17 protein-coding genes are annotated in these 18,782 nt (G+C 72.7%); 7 read left to right on the top strand and 10 right to left on the bottom strand.

All coding sequences use genetic code 11. The features are described from left to right. Positions 1-112 precede the first annotated feature (112 nt). Positions 113-1,081 (top strand): DeoR/GlpR family DNA-binding transcription regulator, encoded by a 969-nt coding sequence (locus ACFU5K_RS01390; protein ID WP_384055290.1) that lies wholly within the window; start codon positions 113-115, stop codon positions 1,079-1,081. Between the two features lie 24 nt (positions 1,082-1,105). Here the strand turns inward: ACFU5K_RS01390 and ACFU5K_RS01385 are convergent, their stop codons facing one another. Together ACFU5K_RS01385 and ACFU5K_RS01380 are read right to left on the bottom strand one after the other, a co-directional pair. After that, on the bottom strand, positions 1,106-1,720 hold the full coding sequence (locus ACFU5K_RS01385) for a TetR/AcrR family transcriptional regulator (protein ID WP_384055292.1): 615 nt from the start codon (positions 1,718-1,720) through the stop codon (positions 1,106-1,108). An 89-nt stretch (positions 1,721-1,809) separates the two neighbouring features. Beyond that, positions 1,810-3,564 (bottom strand): acetyl/propionyl/methylcrotonyl-CoA carboxylase subunit alpha, encoded by a 1,755-nt coding sequence (locus tag ACFU5K_RS01380; protein ID WP_384055295.1) that lies wholly within the window; start codon positions 3,562-3,564, stop codon positions 1,810-1,812. Between the two features lie 410 nt (positions 3,565-3,974). Between ACFU5K_RS01380 and ACFU5K_RS01375 the strand changes: the two genes are divergently transcribed. Then, complete coding sequence (locus tag ACFU5K_RS01375) at positions 3,975-4,415, top strand: hypothetical protein (RefSeq protein WP_384055298.1); 441 nt, start codon at positions 3,975-3,977, stop codon at positions 4,413-4,415. A gap of 37 nt (positions 4,416-4,452) precedes the next feature. Here the strand turns inward: ACFU5K_RS01375 and ACFU5K_RS01370 are convergent, their stop codons facing one another. The 4 genes from ACFU5K_RS01370 to ACFU5K_RS01355 all read right to left on the bottom strand — a co-directional run bounded on the left by ACFU5K_RS01370 (position 4,453) and on the right by ACFU5K_RS01355 (position 7,100). Then, a complete protein-coding gene (locus ACFU5K_RS01370) occupies positions 4,453-5,064 on the bottom strand; it encodes a nucleoside triphosphate pyrophosphatase (protein WP_384055301.1) in 612 nt (203 codons plus the stop codon). A gap of 20 nt (positions 5,065-5,084) precedes the next feature. Next, entirely contained in the window at positions 5,085-5,213 is a 129-nt protein-coding gene (gene mmpB, locus ACFU5K_RS01365; protein ID WP_099174806.1) for a morphogenic membrane protein MmpB, read from the bottom strand. Positions 5,214-5,298: 85 nt separating this feature from the next. Next, positions 5,299-5,505 (bottom strand): acyl-CoA carboxylase epsilon subunit, encoded by a 207-nt coding sequence (locus ACFU5K_RS01360; protein WP_384055303.1) that lies wholly within the window; start codon positions 5,503-5,505, stop codon positions 5,299-5,301. 14 nt (positions 5,506-5,519) lie between these two features. Continuing rightward, complete coding sequence (locus ACFU5K_RS01355; RefSeq protein WP_384055306.1) at positions 5,520-7,100, bottom strand: acyl-CoA carboxylase subunit beta; 1,581 nt, start codon at positions 7,098-7,100, stop codon at positions 5,520-5,522. 160 nt (positions 7,101-7,260) lie between these two features. Here ACFU5K_RS01355 and ACFU5K_RS01350 point away from each other — a divergent pair, with 160 nt between their 5' ends. From ACFU5K_RS01350 to hutH (ACFU5K_RS01330), 5 genes are all read left to right on the top strand, one after another. Beyond that, on the top strand, positions 7,261-8,130 hold the full coding sequence (locus ACFU5K_RS01350; RefSeq protein ID WP_384055308.1) for a biotin--[acetyl-CoA-carboxylase] ligase: 870 nt from the start codon (positions 7,261-7,263) through the stop codon (positions 8,128-8,130). Between the two features lie 155 nt (positions 8,131-8,285). Then, complete coding sequence (locus tag ACFU5K_RS01345; RefSeq protein WP_384055311.1) at positions 8,286-9,503, top strand: adenylate/guanylate cyclase domain-containing protein; 1,218 nt, start codon at positions 8,286-8,288, stop codon at positions 9,501-9,503. A gap of 293 nt (positions 9,504-9,796) precedes the next feature. Then, on the top strand, positions 9,797-10,609 hold the full coding sequence (locus ACFU5K_RS01340; RefSeq protein WP_384055313.1) for an enoyl-CoA hydratase/isomerase family protein: 813 nt from the start codon (positions 9,797-9,799) through the stop codon (positions 10,607-10,609). An 82-nt stretch (positions 10,610-10,691) separates the two neighbouring features. Beyond that, positions 10,692-11,858 (top strand): diguanylate cyclase domain-containing protein, encoded by a 1,167-nt coding sequence (locus tag ACFU5K_RS01335; protein ID WP_384055316.1) that lies wholly within the window; start codon positions 10,692-10,694, stop codon positions 11,856-11,858. Positions 11,859-11,916: 58 nt separating this feature from the next. After that, positions 11,917-13,467: a histidine ammonia-lyase gene (gene hutH / locus ACFU5K_RS01330; RefSeq protein WP_384055319.1), complete on the top strand. Its 1,551-nt coding sequence runs from the start codon at positions 11,917-11,919 to the stop codon at positions 13,465-13,467. Between the two features lie 60 nt (positions 13,468-13,527). On the opposite strand, the gene hutH (ACFU5K_RS01325) is transcribed toward hutH (ACFU5K_RS01330), so the two are convergent. The 4 genes from hutH (ACFU5K_RS01325) to ACFU5K_RS01310 form a co-directional block, all read right to left on the bottom strand. Continuing rightward, on the bottom strand, positions 13,528-15,078 hold the full coding sequence (gene hutH / locus ACFU5K_RS01325; RefSeq protein ID WP_384055319.1) for a histidine ammonia-lyase: 1,551 nt from the start codon (positions 15,076-15,078) through the stop codon (positions 13,528-13,530). Positions 15,079-15,136: 58 nt separating this feature from the next. Beyond that, a complete protein-coding gene (locus tag ACFU5K_RS01320; RefSeq protein ID WP_384055316.1) occupies positions 15,137-16,303 on the bottom strand; it encodes a diguanylate cyclase domain-containing protein in 1,167 nt (388 codons plus the stop codon). An 82-nt stretch (positions 16,304-16,385) separates the two neighbouring features. Further along, positions 16,386-17,198: an enoyl-CoA hydratase/isomerase family protein gene (locus tag ACFU5K_RS01315; protein ID WP_384055313.1), complete on the bottom strand. Its 813-nt coding sequence runs from the start codon at positions 17,196-17,198 to the stop codon at positions 16,386-16,388. A gap of 293 nt (positions 17,199-17,491) precedes the next feature. Beyond that, positions 17,492-18,709 carry an adenylate/guanylate cyclase domain-containing protein gene (locus ACFU5K_RS01310; protein ID WP_384055311.1) on the bottom strand — a complete coding sequence of 406 codons (1,218 nt, stop codon included), beginning with the start codon at positions 18,707-18,709 and terminating at the stop codon, positions 17,492-17,494. Positions 18,710-18,782 lie beyond the last annotated feature (73 nt).

The raw sequence follows: 18,782 nt of genomic DNA, 5'->3' as shown, positions 1-18,782 counted from the left end.
TCCACCTGCGACGAGGCCCCCTATACCACTAGGGGGCCTCACGCATGTACAACTTCTCTTATTCGGCGCAAACTGCTGAAAAGCAACGTACGGCCAGGTTACTGTCAGTTTCGTGTTCGCTGCAGAACGTCGTCAATTGATCCTCGAAATGGTGCGCGCCAACGGGGCAGTATCGCTCCGTGAGCTCGCCCGCGTCGTCCAGACCTCCGAAGTGACCGTACGGCGGGACGTGCGGGCGCTGGAGGCAGAAGGACTCCTCGACCGCCGGCACGGCGGTGCGGTATTGCCGGGCGGTTTTACGCGGGAGTCCGGCTTTCCGCAGAAATCCCATCTTGCCACCGCGGAGAAAACGGCCATCGCCGATCTGGCGGCCGGCCTGGTCGGTGAAGGCGAGGCCATCGTGGTCGGCGCCGGAACGACCACGCAGGAGCTGGCCCGCCGGCTCGCACGTGTGCCCGGTCTGACCGTGGTCACCAACTCGCTGCTCGTCGCCCAGGCGTTGGCCCATGCCAACCGGGTGGAGGTGGTGATGACAGGCGGCACGCTGCGGGGGAGCAACTACGCCCTCGTCGGCAGCGGGGCCGAACAGTCCCTCCAGGGGCTGCGGGTCTCCCGGGCCTTCCTCTCCGGGAGCGGGCTGACCGCGGAGCGGGGGCTGTCCACGTCCAACATGCTCTCGGCCAGCGTGGACCGGGCGCTGGTGCAGGCCGCCGCCGAGGTGGTGGTCCTCGCGGACCACACGAAGCTCGGCTCCGACACCATGTTCCAGACGGTGCCCACGGAGCTGATCACCCGTCTGGTGACGGACGAGCCACCGGTGCACGACGAGCGTGCGGCCACCGAGCTGCAGGCCCTGGCCGACCAGGGGGTGGAGATCACGGTGGCGGGACCCGACGCGGATACCTCGGCCGGAGACGCCCCGCCTCCTGGACGGCAGCCCAGGCAGGAGATGCCGCTGCCCGGGCAGCGGCGCACCCAGGGCGGCCACGGAGGGCCGGGAGGTCTCGGGCCGCAACTGCGGAGCGCGGCGGTGCTGGCGGACGGGCCGGTGGGCCGCGTCGCGGACATGCGGCGACGCTAGGGCGCGGGGTACCGGACGGCGCCCTCAGCCGCCGAGCGGGGATGACGGCCGCGGATCGGCCGGGTCCGCCTTCAGTCCGTGCAGCGCCAGCCGCAGCAGGCGGCCGGCCAGGGCCGGATCGGCCGGGGCCTGCTCCGTGGCCAGCGCGATCGCGTTGGTGAGGCGCAGCAGGTCGTCGATCGACACGTCCGCCCGGACCGAGCCGCTCGTCCTGGCCCGGGAGAGCAGCCGCTCGCCCGCCTGACGCAACGGCACATGACAGGACGTCAGCGCCGAGGTCTCGTCCGCGGAAGCCGACATGAGTGCCTGCGCCAGGCCCCGGTACTCACCCGCATGGGCGACGATCGCACCCAGCCACTCCACGAGCGCGGCGCAGGGCTGTTCGGCGTGCGCCAGCACGCGGGAACGGTCGAGCAGGTCGGTCAGGGCGTCCTGGAACACCGCGTTCATCAAAGCGTGGCGGTTCGGGAAGTGCCGGTAGAGCGTGCCGATGCCGACGCCCGCCCTCCGGGCGATGTCCTCCAGCGACGCGTCCGTGCCGTGGGCCGCGAAGGACGCCCGCGCCTCGCTCACCAGCCGGTCGCGGTTGCGGCGCGCGTCGGCGCGCATCGGCCGGGCCGGTGTCGTGCTCATCGCCATAGCCCTGTCCTCCTGGTGTCCGCTTCCGCGTCCCAGGATGCCACTGGGGGCCCGGCGGATGCCGGGCCCCCAGTGCACGAGGACGAGCGTCAGTCCTTGATCTCGCAGATCGCGGCGCCGGAGGAGATCGACGTGCCGACCTCGGCCGCCAGGCCCTTGACGGTGCCGGATCGGTGCGCGTTGAGGGGCTGCTCCATCTTCATCGCTTCGAGCACGACGATGAGGTCGCCCTCCTTGACCTCCTGCCCCTCCTCGACGGCGATCTTGACGATCGTGCCCTGCATCGGGGAAGCGAGGGTGTCGCCGGAGGCCGCCGAGCCGGACTTCTTCGCCGCGCGGCGCTTGGGCTTCGCCCCCGCCGCGAGGCCGGTGCGGGCCAGGCTCATGCCGAGCGAGGACGGCAGGGACACCTCGAGGCGCTTGCCGCCGACCTCGACGACCACGGTCTCGCGGCCGGACTCCTCGTCGGCGTCCTGGTCCGCGGGCACCGTGAAGGGCTTGATGTCGTTGACGAACTCCGTCTCGATCCACCGGGTGTGGACCTGGAAGGGGTCCGAGGTGAACGCCGGGTCGGTGACGACCGCGCGGTGGAAGGGGATGGCGGTGGCCATGCCCTCGACGGTGAACTCGCTCAGCGCACGCGCGGCGCGCTGCAAGGCCTGCTCACGGGTCGCGCCGGTCACGACCAGCTTCGCGAGGAGGGAGTCCCAGGCGGGACCGATGACGCTGCCGGTCTCCACGCCCGCGTCCAGGCGGACGCCCGGACCGGTGGGCGGGTCGAAGAGGGTGACGGTGCCGGGGGCGGGGAGGAAGCCGCGGCCCGGGTCCTCGCCGTTGATCCGGAACTCGAAGGAGTGGCCGCGCACGGCCGGGTCGCCGTAACCGAGCTCCTCGCCGTCGGCGATGCGGAACATCTCGCGGACGAGGTCGAGGCCGGTGACCTCCTCGGTGACGGGGTGTTCCACCTGGAGGCGGGTGTTGACCTCGAGGAAGGAGATCGTGCCGTCCATGCCGACGAGGAACTCGACGGTGCCGGCGCCGACGTAGCCGGCCTCCTTCAGGATCGCCTTCGAGGCCGCGTACAGCTCGGCGTTCTGCGCCTCGGACAGGAAGGGCGCCGGGGCCTCCTCGACGAGCTTCTGGTGGCGGCGCTGCAGTGAGCAGTCACGCGTCGAGACGACGACGACGTTGCCGTGCTGGTCGGCCAGGCACTGGGTCTCCACGTGGCGCGGCTTGTCCAGGTAGCGCTCGACGAAGCACTCGCCCCGGCCGAAGGCCGCGACGGCCTCACGGACCGCGGAGTCGTACAGCTCGGGGATCTCCTCCAGCGTGCGGGCGACCTTCAGGCCGCGGCCGCCACCGCCGAAGGCCGCCTTGATCGCGACCGGCAGGCCGTTCTTCTCGGCGAACTCCACGACCTCGTCGGAACCCGAGACCGGGTCCGGCGTGCCTGCCACCAGCGGCGCGCCGGCGCGCTGGGCGATGTGGCGGGCGGCGACCTTGTCACCCAGGTCGCGGATCGCCTGCGGCGGCGGGCCGATCCACGTCAGGTCCGCGTCCAGCACGGCCTGGGCGAACTCCGCGTTCTCCGAGAGGAAGCCGTAACCCGGGTGGATCGCGTCCGCCCCCGAGTCCTTGGCTGCCTGGAGCACCTTGGCCATGTCCAGATAACTGGCGGCCGGGGTGTCACCGCCCAGAGCGAACGCTTCGTCGGCCGCGCGCACATGCAGGGCGTCCCGGTCCGGATCGGCGTAGACGGCTACGCTCGCGATCCCGGCATCCCGGCAAGCCCGAGCAACACGGACAGCGATTTCGCCACGGTTGGCGATGAGCACCTTGCGCACGATGGCTCCCTCCTTGAGAACAAGCTGAGTTTAGGGACTACCGACACGGCCGTACGACCCGTCCCCAATAGTGAACTTGCCCACACGGAGTGTGATTCGAGGCTTGCTCGAGTCGCGAAATCCCTTGTCGCACCACGCTACGCCGGGATCCTCAAGGGCACAGTAGCCACGAAGTGTGGCCCAAGTCTCTGTCCGGACGGCCAACGGCGCGCGGCGTTTCTTTGTGGACTCCCTACGAATGGCCGATGGAATCTTTGCCTCGGCACGACGGCGCGCACGGCGCGTCCCCGCGGTGGGACGCGCGGGCGGTGCGCGCGAGCGGCCGAGGGCGCCCGCCCCCTTGTCCGGCGCGTTACCCGTTAGTAGGGTCCGCGCTATCGCACGTACTACAGGTAACAGGGGGTGGCGCCGTGGTGCGCAGACCGGTGGCCTTCGTGACCGCGATCGTTCTGTTCGTGGAGGCCGTGGGCATCGTGATCGTCAACGGCATCCTGGCGACGGTCGCGGGCAACCAGAGCATGTCCCTCGCGGGGATGGACCCGGCCGCCATGGTCACCGGCACCTGGGTGATGGGCTGCGTCTCGGGCGTCCTGCTCGTACTGTGCGGGCTGATACCGCTGCTGGCCGGGATACGCGACCGGGCACCGGGCCGCTTCGGCAGGATCGCCCTCATCGCCTGCGCGGTCGTCCACGGGGTGCTGGGCGCACTGGCGGTGGGGCTGATCGGCTGGGCGGCCTTCGCGTTCATGATGGCCGTCCTCGCACTGATCGTGCTGACGCTGGTGGCGTTCGACCGGCGTGGGCCGGAGGCCGCTCCGGCCGGTCCCGGAGGGACCCCGGCCGCCGTGTGAGTCGGCCGTCGCCGGTTCGGACCCGGAAATCGCCCGTTCAGACCCAGAAATCGGTGACGGAGAAGTCCAGTTCGCCCAGAAGCCGGCGCAGGAGGGGCAGCGAGAGCCCGATGACGTTGCCGTGGCTGCCCTCGATCGCCTCGACGAACGGCGCCGAGCGGCCGTCCAGCGTGAACGCTCCCGCGACGTGCAGCGGTTCGCCCGACGCGACGTACGCCGCTACCTCGGCGTCGGTCGGCTCGCCGAACCTGACGACGGTGGAGGCGGTCGCCGACGCCGTGCGGCCGGTCGCCGTGTCGATGACGCTGTGGCCCGTCCGCAGGATGCCCGACCGGCCGCGCATCGACTTCCAGCGCGCCGTGGCCTCCTCGCCGTCCGCGGGCTTGCCGAACGCCTCGCCGTCCAGCTCCAGCACCGAGTCGCAGCCGATCACCAGTGCGCCGGACGCCTCCGGGCGGGCCGCGACCGCGGCGGCCTTCGCCTCGGCCAGGACGAGCGCCAGCTCGCCGGGGGTGGGAGCGCTGACCGCCTCCTCGTCCACACCGCTGACGATCACCTCGGGGGCGAGGCCCGCCTGACGGAGGAGGCCGAGACGGGCGGGGGAGGCGGAGGCGAGCACGAGGCGGCGCTGATCAGTCATACCCGCCATCGTAGGCGGGGCGGGAGACCTCAGCGGGTGCCCAGTACGAACATCGCCACGACCATGGCCAGCGCCAGCAGCAGCCCCGCGCGGCGCATCATGTCCTGGGCGTCGCGGAGTTCCTTCGGAGGCTTGTTCTCGGGGTCGGACCACAGCATGCGTCCGATGGTGCTCCGGACACGGCTGCGGCGCCTGAGTACGCGTACTCAAGCGCCGCCCGCGGGCCCGTCGGGCCGCCGTGCCTCAGGAGGGCCAGTACGTCCGCGCCCACGACCGGGGACCCGGCCGCAGCGCACCACCGCGGGCGATGCGTCCCGGGTCCGACCACTGCTCGGGCGGCAGTGGGGCGCCGGTCGGTGCGGCGACGGCCGCCGCCGCGCGCGCCCGGACCACGGCGAGGGCCGCGGCAAGCTCCTCCGGGGTCGGATTGCCCCGTACGACCTTGATCATGGTGGCTCCCGTGGCTAGAGGGGGATGTTTCCGTGCTTCTTCGGCGGCAGGGACTCGCGCTTCGTCCGGAGCTGGCGCAGGCCCTTCACCAGGTGCGCCCGGGTCTCGGACGGCATGATCACCGCGTCGACGTAGCCGCGCTCGGCCGCGACGTACGGGTTGAGGAGGGCGTCCTCGTAGTCGGTCATCAGCTCGGCGCGGGTGGCCTCGGGGTCCTCGGCGGCCGCGATCGTGCGCCGGTGCAGGATGTTCACCGCGCCCTGGGCGCCCATGACCGCGATCTGCGCGGTCGGCCAGGCCAGGTTGAGGTCGGCGCCCAGGTGCTTGGAGCCCATGACGTCGTAGGCGCCGCCGAACGCCTTGCGGGTGATCACCGTGATCAGCGGGACGGTGGCCTCGGCGTACGCGTAGATGAGCTTGGCGCCCCGGCGGATGATGCCGCCGTACTCCTGGTCGACGCCCGGAAGGAAGCCGGGCACGTCGACGAAGGTGAGGACCGGCACGTTGAAGGCGTCGCAGGTGCGGACGAATCGCGCTGCCTTCTCGCTCGCGTTGATGTCCAGACAGCCGGCGAACTGCATCGGCTGGTTGGCGACGATGCCGACCGGATAGCCCTCGACGCGCCCGAAGCCGGTGATGATGTTCGGCGCGAACAGGGCCTGGGTCTCCAGGAACTCGCCGTCGTCGAGCACGTGCTCGATCGCGGTGTGCATGTCGTACGGCTGGTTCGCCGAGTCCGGGATGAGGGCGTCGAGCTCGCGGTCCTCGTCCGTGGTCTCCAGGGTGGCCTCCTCGGGGAAGGCCGGCGCCTCGGAGAGGTTGTTCGACGGAAGGTAGGACAGCAGGGACTTGACGTACTCGATGGCGTCCTTCTCGTCACCCGCCATGTGGTGCGCCACACCTGACGTGGTGTTGTGGGTGCGGGCGCCGCCCAGCTCCTCGAAACCGACGTCCTCGCCGGTGACCGTCTTGATGACGTCCGGGCCGGTGATGAACATGTGCGAGGTCTGGTCGACCATCACGGTGAAGTCGGTGATCGCCGGCGAGTAGACCGCACCGCCCGCGCAGGGGCCGACGATCAGCGAGATCTGCGGGACCACGCCCGATGCGTGGACGTTACGGCGGAAGATCTCGGCGAACAGGCCCAGGGCGACGACGCCCTCCTGGATGCGGGCCCCGCCGCCGTCGTTGATGCCGATGACCGGGCAGCCGGTCTTCAGCGCGAAGTCCATGACCTTGACGATCTTCTCGCCGTAGACCTCGCCCAGCGAGCCGCCGAAGATGGTGAAGTCCTGCGAGTACACACAGACGGGGCGGCCGTCCACCGTGCCGTATCCGGTGACGACGCCGTCCCCGTACGGGCGGTTCTTCTCGATGCCGAAGTTGGTGGAGCGGTGCCGCGCGAACTCGTCGAGCTCCACGAAAGAACCTGCGTCGAGCAAGAGCTCGACGCGCTCCCGGGCAGTCAACTTGCCCTTGGCGTGCTGCTTTTCGACGGCGCGGGCGGAACCTGCGTGTGTCGCCTCTTCAATACGGCGCTGCAGGTCCGCGATCTTGCCCGCGGTCGTGTGGATGTCGCTCTGCGGCTCGGACATCGGGTGGCGGCTCCCTGCCTGGTCACGGGGGACGGCTGGTACGTCCGGTAGCGCGCTCGACGGCAAGCTGCTCGTCGGCCGGTGTTGGCTACCGACCCGTAGCGTATCGGCGCGGATACGGTTCGGCAGTGCGTCGTTGGCCACACCTAATGTGGGTTGCATGACACCTTCCGATGCGCCGCACAACCGCTGGTCGGACCTCGACAGGCCGCCCCTCAACGTCACGGCGCTGCGCCGCGCGCTGCTGAGGCCCGGCGGTCTGTGGAGCTCCCTCGACGTGGTCGAGTCGACCGGCTCCACCAACTCCGACCTCGCGGCGCTGGCGGCGGGTGAGGGGCTCGCCGAGGGGGCGGTCCTGGTCGCGGAGGAGCAGACCGCGGGCCGCGGCCGTCTGGACCGTAGCTGGACCGCGCCGCCCCGCTCGGGCATCTTCCTCTCGGTCCACCTGACCCCCGGCGACGTGCCCGCCGAGCGGTGGGGCTGGCTGCCGCTGCTGACCGGCGTCGCGGCCGCGACGGGCCTCGCGCAGGCGGCGGGCGTCGACATGGCACTGAAATGGCCCAACGACCTCCTGGTGACCATCGGCGGCGAGGAGCGCAAGACCGGAGGCATCCTCGCCGAGCGGGCCGGGGACGGCGTCGTGATCGGCATCGGCCTCAACGTGTCGCTCCGCGCGGCAGAGCTCCCCGCCCCGCACGCCGGGTCGCTGGCGCTCGCCGGAGCGGTGTCCACCGACCGCGAGACGCTCCTGCGGGCCGTCCTGCGGTCGCTGGAGCATTGGTACACAAAGTGGCGTGACGCCGGCGGCGACGCGGCGGCCTCCGGCCTCCAGGCGGCCTACGCGGCTGGCTGCGCCACGCTCGACCGCACGGTGCGGGCCGAGCTGCCGGGTGACCGGTCGGTCGTGGGAGAGGCCGTCGCGATCGACGGCGACGGCCGGCTCGTGCTGGCCACGGGCGACGGCGTCCAGGAGCCGGTGTCGGCGGGCGACATCGTGCACCTGCGCGGCGAGGGGGGAGGTCTGACCTGATCCGGGGGCCGGGCACATGCGGGTGACGTCTCGCGGGACATCACCGCGCAACCGCGTGACCGGGGACGTGAGCCAGGGCACACCTGCCGTATCGTTGAGGGGATCCCGCGACAGATCGGCAGGGCAGTGCGCACGGAACGGGCAGGAGGCGGCCGGTGACCGTCGACGACGCGAACCCTGACGACGGCGCGAACCCTGACGACGGCGCGGAGCCCTCGTCGGCACGGCCGGTCCACTCGACACCGCATCACGAGGTCGACCACACGGCCGAACCGACCGACGACCCGCTCGCCATCCGGCTGGAGTCCCTGATCCTGGGGGCCGACCGCCGCTACACGCCTTTCCAGGCGGCCAGGACCGCCGGGGTCTCCATGGACCTGGCGTCCCGCTTCTGGCGGGCCATGGGCTTCGCCGACATCGGGCAGGCCAAGGCGCTCACCGAGGCCGACGTGCTGGCGCTGCGCCGGCTCGCCGGTCTCGTGGAGGCCGGCCTGCTCAGCGAGCCGATGGCGATCCAGGTGGCGCGGTCGACCGGGCAGACCACGGCCCGGCTGGCCGAGTGGCAGATCGACTCCTTCCTGGAGGGGCTGATCGAGCCCCCCGAGCCCGGCATGACCCGCACCGAGGTCACGTATCCCCTGGTCGAGCTGCTCCTGCCCGAGCTGCAGGAGTTCCTGGTCTACGTGTGGCGGCGCCAGCTCGCCGCCGCCACCGGCCGGGTGGTCCAGGCGGCGGACGACGAGGAGATGGTCGACCGGCGGCTCGCGGTGGGCTTCGCCGACCTCGTCGGCTTCACCCGGCTGACGCGCAGGCTGGAGGAGGAGGAGCTCGGCGAGCTGGTCGAGGCCTTCGAGACGACCTCGGCGGACCTGGTCGCCGCGCACGGGGGACGGCTCATCAAGACGCTGGGGGACGAGGTCCTCTTCGCCGCGGACGACGCGGGCACGGCCGCCGAGATCGCGCTCCGGCTGGTCGAGGCGATGGCCCAGGACACCACGATGCCGGCGCTCCGGGTCGGTATGGCGTTCGGGACGGTCACCACCCGCATGGGCGACGTCTTCGGTACGACCGTGAACCTCGCCAGCCGGCTCACGTCGATAGCGCCGAAGGACGCCGTGCTGGTCGACGGAGCGTTCGCCCAGGAAGTGATCCGGACCGGGGACGCCCCCGCCTCGGAGGCCCAGGCGGCCGAGGACGTCAGCGCCGCGGCGGAGCGGGCCCGGCTGGCGGAGAAGGAGGGGCGGATTCCCGGCGAGGAGCGGCCGCTGCCCACCTATCGCTTCGGTCTGCAGCCGATGTGGCAGCGTCCGGTGCGAGGGCTCGGCGTGGTGGAGCCCTGGCTGCTGGCACGGCGGGGCACACCGTCCTCCTGACACCGGGCCTTCCGGTCCCCGTGCGGGACGGCGGCCCAGGCCGGGCGCCCTTCCCGGGCCCGCCCGGCCGCGGCGGGCCAGGCCGTGTCCAGTGCCCCTCCCGGCAAGCTTTGCCCCGTCGCGCCGCCCAGCACGCACGCTCGCTGCGTTGGCCAAAAGCCCTGGTAGCTCCGCTACAAGGACTTCCGGCCGCCTTGCGATCGCACGCACCGGACGACGCTCCTACCGGGCAGACATTGCCGGTCGCGGCACTAGGATCCCGGAAACGCTCGTTAACCGTCAGGGGTGCAGCCGTGGGTGTCACGTCGGAGCAGAGGTTCGGGGAGTTCGTCGTCGTACGGCGGCACGAGGGCCAGGAGCACGTGGCCGAGCTGGTGCTCGACCGGCCCAAGGCGATGAACGCCGTGAGCACCGCCATGGCGGCCGCCATCGGTGAGGCCTGTGCCGCGCTGGGCGCCGATCCGGGGGTGCGGGCGACCGTGCTCACCTCCAGCCATGAGCGGGCCTTCTGCGTGGGCGCGGACCTCAAGGAGCGGAACTCCTTCAGCGACGCCGAGCTGGTACGGCAGCGGCCGACCGCCCGCGCCGCCTACACCGGTGTGCTCGAACTCCCGATGCCGGTGGTCGCCGCCGTGCACGGCTTCGCCCTCGGTGGCGGCTTCGAGCTGGCCCTGGCCTGCGACGTCATCGTGGCCGACCGTACGGCCGTGGTGGGCCTGCCCGAGGTCTCCGTCGGCGTGATCCCGGGAGGCGGGGGTACGCAGCTGCTGCCCCGCCGGGTCGGTGCCGCACGAGCCGCCGAGCTGGTCTTCACCGCGCGGCGGGTGGAGGCCGCCGAGGCGCGTGAGCTCGGCCTGGTCGACGAGCTGGTGGACGCCGGACGGGACCGCGAGGAGGCGCTCGCCCTCGGCGGCCGGATCGCGGCCAACTCCCCGGTCGGCCTGCGGGCGGCCAAGAGGGCCCTGCGGCTCGGGCACGGTCTCGACCTGCGGGCCGGGCTCGAGGTCGAGGACGCGGCCTGGCGGTCCGTGGCCTTTTCCGGCGACCGTGCCGAGGGCGTCGCCGCGTTCAACGAGAAGCGGAAGCCCAGCTGGCCGGGCGAGTGACCCCGGAGGCGGACCGGGCGATCTGAAGATCATCCGCGCCGTCAACTGATCAATTCGCCGCTGACCTACATAAACTGTGGCGATGGGCGGTGATGATGCACGGCTGCGTGCCGTGGTTGCGCTGGCGCAGACGATGGCGGCGGCCTACACGCCGCGCGAGTCGTGGCATGCGGCGGCCGTGGGGGCGTGCGAGGCGCTGGGAGGCAGCTTCGCGGCCCTGTCCGTCTGGGAGCGCGAGCAGGGCAGGCTGCGGGTGCTGGTGAACGCGGGGGAGCGGGCCGAGGGGGAGGAGGAGTTCCCCGAGGAGGAGTCCTACCCCGTCCATCAGTTCCCCGAGATCACCGAGTTCCTGCACGAGCGCTGGGCGGGCGGAGGCGAGCCGGACGCCTGGGTCGAGACCGCCGCCGGCGCCGCCGCCTCCGGTGCCCCGGCCCGCGGCGCCCGCCCGTACTGCCACCAGCGGGTCGCGGCCCTGCGCCGGCGCGGGCGGGGCTGCTGTGTCGTGGCGCCGATCGTGCTGCACGGCCGGGCCTGGGGCGAGCTGTACGTGGCGCGCCGGGCCGGGGTGCCGGTGTTCGACCGGGACGACGCGGACTTCGCGACGGTGCTGGCGGCCGTGGTCGCGGCGGGCATCGCTCAGACCGAGCGCCTGGAGGAGGTCCGCAAGCTGGCCTTCACCGACCCGCTGACCGGGCTCGCCAACCGCCGGGCCGTCGACATCCGGCTCGACGAGGCGCTGGAGCTGCACCGTGTGGAGGGGGTCGTGGTCAGCCTGGTGGTCTGTGACCTGAACGGCCTCAAGGCGGTCAACGACACGCACGGGCACGCGGTCGGCGACCGCTTGCTGGAACGTTTCGGCTCCGTGCTCTCGCTCTGCGGGGCGATGCTCCCCGGCGCACTGGCCGCCCGCCTCGGCGGGGACGAGTTCTGTCTGCTGACCGTGGGGCCCCCGGCCGACGACGTGGTGCGGGTGTCGGAGGAGCTCTGCGCGCGGGCCGTCGCCATGGAGGTCGGTGACGGCGTGGCCTGCGGAATCGCGTCCACAGGCGACGAGATCGGTCCGGTCCCGTCCGCGCGCCGGCTCTTCCGGCTGGCGGACGCCGCGCAGTACCGGGCGAAGGCGGCGCACTCCAGGAAGCCGGTGGTGGCGGGGCGCGACGGCGATGTGATCCGGCTCGCCGACTCGCCGCCCAGGTCGCCCCACGACCGCCGGAGGCTGCGCGGCAATCCGCCCGGGGGCGAGGAGTAAGGGGCCAACCCCTCGACCACTGGTGACATAGAGGTTTTCAGTCCGTACGCTTCTGAATATGGATATGCACACAGTCGTGGTGGGGACGTCCGGTACCACCGCCGAGGACGTCATCGCCGTGGCCCGCGAGGGCGCCCGCGTCGAACTCTCCCCGGCGGCGGTCGAGGCCCTCGCCGCCGCCCGCGCGATCGTCGACACCCTCGCCGCCAAGCCCGAACCGGTCTACGGCGTCTCCACCGGCTTCGGCGCCCTCGCCAGCCGGCACATCAGCCCCGGTCTGCGGGCGCAGCTGCAGCGCAACATCGTGCGCTCGCACGCGGCGGGCATGGGACCCCACGTCGAGCGCGAGGTCGTACGCGCCCTGATGTTCCTCCGCCTGAAGACCCTGGCCTCCGGTCACACCGGCGTACGCCCCGAGGTCGCGCAGACCATCGCCGACGTGCTGAACGCGGGTATCACCCCGGTCGTCCACGAATACGGCTCGCTGGGCTGCTCCGGCGACCTCGCTCCGCTTTCGCACTGCGCCCTGACCCTGATGGGCGAGGGGGACGCCGAGGGCCCCGACGGGACCGTGCACCCGGCCGGTGAACTCCTCGCGGAGCACGGCATCACCCCGGTCGAGCTGCGCGAGAAGGAGGGCCTCGCCCTCCTCAACGGCACGGACGGCATGCTCGGCATGCTCGTGATGGCCCTCGCGGACCTGAAGAACCTCTACACCAGCGCCGACATCACCGCCGCGCTGTCCCTGGAGGCCCTCCTCGGCACGGACAAGGTCCTCGCCCCGGAGCTGCACGCCATCCGCCCCCACCCGGGCCAGGGAACCTCGGCCGACAACATGCTGCGGGTGCTCGCCGGGTCCGGCCTCACCGGGCACCACCAGGATGACGCCCCCCGGGTCCAGGACGCCTACTCCGTGCGGTGCGCGCCGCAGGTCAACGGCGCAGGGCGCGACACCCTCGCCCACGGGCGGCTCGTCGCGGACCGCGAGCTGGCCGCGGCCGTCGACAATCCGGTGGTCCTGCCGGGAGGGCGTGTGGAGTCCAACGGCAACTTCCACGGCGCGCCCGTCGCCTACGTCCTGGACTTCCTGGCGATCGCCGCCGCCGACCTCGGGTCGATCACCGAGCGGCGCACGGACCGGCTGCTGGACAAGAACCGCTCGCACGGCCTTCCGCCGTTCCTGGCGGGCGACGCGGGCGTCGACTCGGGACTGATGATCGCCCAGTACACGCAGGCCGCCCTCGTCAGCGAGATGAAGCGGCTCGCGGTCCCGGCGTCCGTCGACTCGATCCCGTCCTCCGCCATGCAGGAGGACCACGTCTCCATGGGCTGGTCGGCCGCGCGCAAGCTCCGCACCGCCGTGGACGCCCTCGCGCGGATCGTGGCCGTCGAGCTCTACGCGGCTACCCGGGCCGTCGAACTGCGCACCGCCGAGGGGCTGACCCCCGCGCCCGCGTCGGTGGCCGTCATCGCGGCGCTCCGCGCCGCCGGTGTGCAGGGACCCGGACCCGACCGGTTCCTCGCCCCCGACCTGGCAAGCGCCGACGCGTTCGTGCGGGAGGGCAGGCTGGTCGCCGCGGTCGAGCCGGTGACCGGGCCGTTGGCCTGACGCCGTCGCCGCGCGGGCTGCCGGGTCCCGCGGGACCCGGCAGCCCGCGCGGCGACGGCGTCAGGCCAACGGCCCGGTCACCGGCTCGACCGCGGCGACCAGCCTGCCCTCCCGCACGAACGCGTCGGCGCTTGCCAGGTCGGGGGCGAGGAACCGGTCGGGTCCGGGTCCCTGCACACCGGCGGCGCGGAGCGCCGCGATGACGGCCACCGACGCGGGCGCGGGGGTCAGCCCCTCGGCGGTGCGCAGTTCGACGGCCCGGGTAGCCGCGTAGAGCTCGACGGCCACGATCCGCGCGAGGGCGTCCACGGCGGTGCGGAGCTTGCGCGCGGCCGACCAGCCCATGGAGACGTGGTCCTCCTGCATGGCGGAGGACGGGATCGAGTCGACGGACGCCGGGACCGCGAGCCGCTTCATCTCGCTGACGAGGGCGGCCTGCGTGTACTGGGCGATCATCAGTCCCGAGTCGACGCCCGCGTCGCCCGCCAGGAACGGCGGAAGGCCGTGCGAGCGGTTCTTGTCCAGCAGCCGGTCCGTGCGCCGCTCGGTGATCGACCCGAGGTCGGCGGCGGCGATCGCCAGGAAGTCCAGGACGTAGGCGACGGGCGCGCCGTGGAAGTTGCCGTTGGACTCCACACGCCCTCCCGGCAGGACCACCGGATTGTCGACGGCCGCGGCCAGCTCGCGGTCCGCGACGAGCCGCCCGTGGGCGAGGGTGTCGCGCCCTGCGCCGTTGACCTGCGGCGCGCACCGCACGGAGTAGGCGTCCTGGACCCGGGGGGCGTCATCCTGGTGGTGCCCGGTGAGGCCGGACCCGGCGAGCACCCGCAGCATGTTGTCGGCCGAGGTTCCCTGGCCCGGGTGGGGGCGGATGGCGTGCAGCTCCGGGGCGAGGACCTTGTCCGTGCCGAGGAGGGCCTCCAGGGACAGCGCGGCGGTGATGTCGGCGCTGGTGTAGAGGTTCTTCAGGTCCGCGAGGGCCATCACGAGCATGCCGAGCATGCCGTCCGTGCCGTTGAGGAGGGCGAGGCCCTCCTTCTCGCGCAGCTCGACCGGGGTGATGCCGTGCTCCGCGAGGAGTTCACCGGCCGGGTGCACGGTCCCGTCGGGGCCCTCGGCGTCCCCCTCGCCCATCAGGGTCAGGGCGCAGTGCGAAAGCGGAGCGAGGTCGCCGGAGCAGCCCAGCGAGCCGTATTCGTGGACGACCGGGGTGATACCCGCGTTCAGCACGTCGGCGATGGTCTGCGCGACCTCGGGGCGTACGCCGGTGTGACCGGAGGCCAGGGTCTTCAGGCGGAGGAACATCAGGGCGCGTACGACCTCGCGCTCGACGTGGGGTCCCATGCCCGCCGCGTGCGAGCGCACGATGTTGCGCTGCAGCTGCGCCCGCAGACCGGGGCTGATGTGCCGGCTGGCGAGGGCGCCGAAGCCGGTGGAGACGCCGTAGACCGGTTCGGGCTTGGCGGCGAGGGTGTCGACGATCGCGCGGGCGGCGGCGAGGGCCTCGACCGCCGCCGGGGAGAGTTCGACGCGGGCGCCCTCGCGGGCCACGGCGATGACGTCCTCGGCGGTGGTACCGGACGTCCCCACCACGACTGTGTGCATATCCATATTCAGAAGCGTACGGACTGAAAACCTCTATGTCACCAGTGGTCGAGGGGTTGGCCCCTTACTCCTCGCCCCCGGGCGGATTGCCGCGCAGCCTCCGGCGGTCGTGGGGCGACCTGGGCGGCGAGTCGGCGAGCCGGATCACATCGCCGTCGCGCCCCGCCACCACCGGCTTCCTGGAGTGCGCCGCCTTCGCCCGGTACTGCGCGGCGTCCGCCAGCCGGAAGAGCCGGCGCGCGGACGGGACCGGACCGATCTCGTCGCCTGTGGACGCGATTCCGCAGGCCACGCCGTCACCGACCTCCATGGCGACGGCCCGCGCGCAGAGCTCCTCCGACACCCGCACCACGTCGTCGGCCGGGGGCCCCACGGTCAGCAGACAGAACTCGTCCCCGCCGAGGCGGGCGGCCAGTGCGCCGGGGAGCATCGCCCCGCAGAGCGAGAGCACGGAGCCGAAACGTTCCAGCAAGCGGTCGCCGACCGCGTGCCCGTGCGTGTCGTTGACCGCCTTGAGGCCGTTCAGGTCACAGACCACCAGGCTGACCACGACCCCCTCCACACGGTGCAGCTCCAGCGCCTCGTCGAGCCGGATGTCGACGGCCCGGCGGTTGGCGAGCCCGGTCAGCGGGTCGGTGAAGGCCAGCTTGCGGACCTCCTCCAGGCGCTCGGTCTGAGCGATGCCCGCCGCGACCACGGCCGCCAGCACCGTCGCGAAGTCCGCGTCGTCCCGGTCGAACACCGGCACCCCGGCCCGGCGCGCCACGTACAGCTCGCCCCAGGCCCGGCCGTGCAGCACGATCGGCGCCACGACACAGCAGCCCCGCCCGCGCCGGCGCAGGGCCGCGACCCGCTGGTGGCAGTACGGGCGGGCGCCGCGGGCCGGGGCACCGGAGGCGGCGGCGCCGGCGGCGGTCTCGACCCAGGCGTCCGGCTCGCCTCCGCCCGCCCAGCGCTCGTGCAGGAACTCGGTGATCTCGGGGAACTGATGGACGGGGTAGGACTCCTCCTCGGGGAACTCCTCCTCCCCCTCGGCCCGCTCCCCCGCGTTCACCAGCACCCGCAGCCTGCCCTGCTCGCGCTCCCAGACGGACAGGGCCGCGAAGCTGCCTCCCAGCGCCTCGCACGCCCCCACGGCCGCCGCATGCCACGACTCGCGCGGCGTGTAGGCCGCCGCCATCGTCTGCGCCAGCGCAACCACGGCACGCAGCCGTGCATCATCACCGCCCATCGCCACAGTTTATGTAGGTCAGCGGCGAATTGATCAGTTGACGGCGCGGATGATCTTCAGATCGCCCGGTCCGCCTCCGGGGTCACTCGCCCGGCCAGCTGGGCTTCCGCTTCTCGTTGAACGCGGCGACGCCCTCGGCACGGTCGCCGGAAAAGGCCACGGACCGCCAGGCCGCGTCCTCGACCTCGAGCCCGGCCCGCAGGTCGAGACCGTGCCCGAGCCGCAGGGCCCTCTTGGCCGCCCGCAGGCCGACCGGGGAGTTGGCCGCGATCCGGCCGCCGAGGGCGAGCGCCTCCTCGCGGTCCCGTCCGGCGTCCACCAGCTCGTCGACCAGGCCGAGCTCACGCGCCTCGGCGGCCTCCACCCGCCGCGCGGTGAAGACCAGCTCGGCGGCTCGTGCGGCACCGACCCGGCGGGGCAGCAGCTGCGTACCCCCGCCTCCCGGGATCACGCCGACGGAGACCTCGGGCAGGCCCACCACGGCCGTACGGTCGGCCACGATGACGTCGCAGGCCAGGGCCAGCTCGAAGCCGCCACCGAGGGCGAAGCCGTGCACGGCGGCGACCACCGGCATCGGGAGTTCGAGCACACCGGTGTAGGCGGCGCGGGCGGTCGGCCGCTGCCGTACCAGCTCGGCGTCGCTGAAGGAGTTCCGCTCCTTGAGGTCCGCGCCCACGCAGAAGGCCCGCTCATGGCTGGAGGTGAGCACGGTCGCCCGCACCCCCGGATCGGCGCCCAGCGCGGCACAGGCCTCACCGATGGCGGCCGCCATGGCGGTGCTCACGGCGTTCATCGCCTTGGGCCGGTCGAGCACCAGCTCGGCCACGTGCTCCTGGCCCTCGTGCCGCCGTACGACGACGAACTCCCCGAACCTCTGCTCCGACGTGACACCCACGGCTGCACCCCTGACGGTTAACGAGCGTTTCCGGGATCCTAGTGCCGCGACCGGCAATGTCTGCCCGGTAGGAGCGTCGTCCGGTGCGTGCGATCGCAAGGCGGCCGGAAGTCCTTGTAGCGGAGCTACCAGGGCTTTTGGCCAACGCAGCGAGCGTGCGTGCTGGGCGGCGCGACGGGGCAAAGCTTGCCGGGAGGGGCACTGGACACGGCCTGGCCCGCCGCGGCCGGGCGGGCCCGGGAAGGGCGCCCGGCCTGGGCCGCCGTCCCGCACGGGGACCGGAAGGCCCGGTGTCAGGAGGACGGTGTGCCCCGCCGTGCCAGCAGCCAGGGCTCCACCACGCCGAGCCCTCGCACCGGACGCTGCCACATCGGCTGCAGACCGAAGCGATAGGTGGGCAGCGGCCGCTCCTCGCCGGGAATCCGCCCCTCCTTCTCCGCCAGCCGGGCCCGCTCCGCCGCGGCGCTGACGTCCTCGGCCGCCTGGGCCTCCGAGGCGGGGGCGTCCCCGGTCCGGATCACTTCCTGGGCGAACGCTCCGTCGACCAGCACGGCGTCCTTCGGCGCTATCGACGTGAGCCGGCTGGCGAGGTTCACGGTCGTACCGAAGACGTCGCCCATGCGGGTGGTGACCGTCCCGAACGCCATACCGACCCGGAGCGCCGGCATCGTGGTGTCCTGGGCCATCGCCTCGACCAGCCGGAGCGCGATCTCGGCGGCCGTGCCCGCGTCGTCCGCGGCGAAGAGGACCTCGTCCCCCAGCGTCTTGATGAGCCGTCCCCCGTGCGCGGCGACCAGGTCCGCCGAGGTCGTCTCGAAGGCCTCGACCAGCTCGCCGAGCTCCTCCTCCTCCAGCCTGCGCGTCAGCCGGGTGAAGCCGACGAGGTCGGCGAAGCCCACCGCGAGCCGCCGGTCGACCATCTCCTCGTCGTCCGCCGCCTGGACCACCCGGCCGGTGGCGGCGGCGAGCTGGCGCCGCCACACGTAGACCAGGAACTCCTGCAGCTCGGGCAGGAGCAGCTCGACCAGGGGATACGTGACCTCGGTGCGGGTCATGCCGGGCTCGGGGGGCTCGATCAGCCCCTCCAGGAAGGAGTCGATCTGCCACTCGGCCAGCCGGGCCGTGGTCTGCCCGGTCGACCGCGCCACCTGGATCGCCATCGGCTCGCTGAGCAGGCCGGCCTCCACGAGACCGGCGAGCCGGCGCAGCGCCAGCACGTCGGCCTCGGTGAGCGCCTTGGCCTGCCCGATGTCGGCGAAGCCCATGGCCCGCCAGAAGCGGGACGCCAGGTCCATGGAGACCCCGGCGGTCCTGGCCGCCTGGAAAGGCGTGTAGCGGCGGTCGGCCCCCAGGATCAGGGACTCCAGCCGGATGGCGAGCGGGTCGTCGGTCGGTTCGGCCGTGTGGTCGACCTCGTGATGCGGTGTCGAGTGGACCGGCCGTGCCGACGAGGGCTCCGCGCCGTCGTCAGGGTTCGCGCCGTCGTCAGGGTTCGCGTCGTCGACGGTCACCGGCCGCCTCCTGCCCGTTCCGTGCGCACTGCCCTGCCGATCTGTCGCGGGATCCCCTCAACGATACGGCAGG

It is taken from the genome of Streptomyces sp. NPDC057428 (assembly GCF_042803195.1).
GTDB lineage: Bacteria > Actinomycetota > Actinomycetes > Streptomycetales > Streptomycetaceae > Streptomyces.
This window is presented reverse-complemented; position numbering and strand designations above follow the sequence as displayed.

Coding starts and splice junctions, on each gene's coding strand:
- ACFU5K_RS01385 (WP_384055292.1), bottom strand. CDS start 1,720: ATGGCGATGAGCACGACACCGGCCCGGCCGATGCGCGCCGACGCGCGC.
- ACFU5K_RS01370 (WP_384055301.1), bottom strand. CDS start 5,064: ATGGCGGGTATGACTGATCAGCGCCGCCTCGTGCTCGCCTCCGCCTCC.
- mmpB (WP_099174806.1), bottom strand. CDS start 5,213: ATGCTGTGGTCCGACCCCGAGAACAAGCCTCCGAAGGAACTCCGCGAC.
- ACFU5K_RS01360 (WP_384055303.1), bottom strand. CDS start 5,505: ATGATCAAGGTCGTACGGGGCAATCCGACCCCGGAGGAGCTTGCCGCG.
- ACFU5K_RS01355 (WP_384055306.1), bottom strand. CDS start 7,100: ATGTCCGAGCCGCAGAGCGACATCCACACGACCGCGGGCAAGATCGCG.
- ACFU5K_RS01350 (WP_384055308.1), top strand. CDS start 7,261: ATGACACCTTCCGATGCGCCGCACAACCGCTGGTCGGACCTCGACAGG.
- ACFU5K_RS01335 (WP_384055316.1), top strand. CDS start 10,692: ATGGGCGGTGATGATGCACGGCTGCGTGCCGTGGTTGCGCTGGCGCAG.
- hutH (WP_384055319.1), top strand. CDS start 11,917: ATGGATATGCACACAGTCGTGGTGGGGACGTCCGGTACCACCGCCGAG.
- hutH (WP_384055319.1), bottom strand. CDS start 15,078: ATGGATATGCACACAGTCGTGGTGGGGACGTCCGGTACCACCGCCGAG.
- ACFU5K_RS01320 (WP_384055316.1), bottom strand. CDS start 16,303: ATGGGCGGTGATGATGCACGGCTGCGTGCCGTGGTTGCGCTGGCGCAG.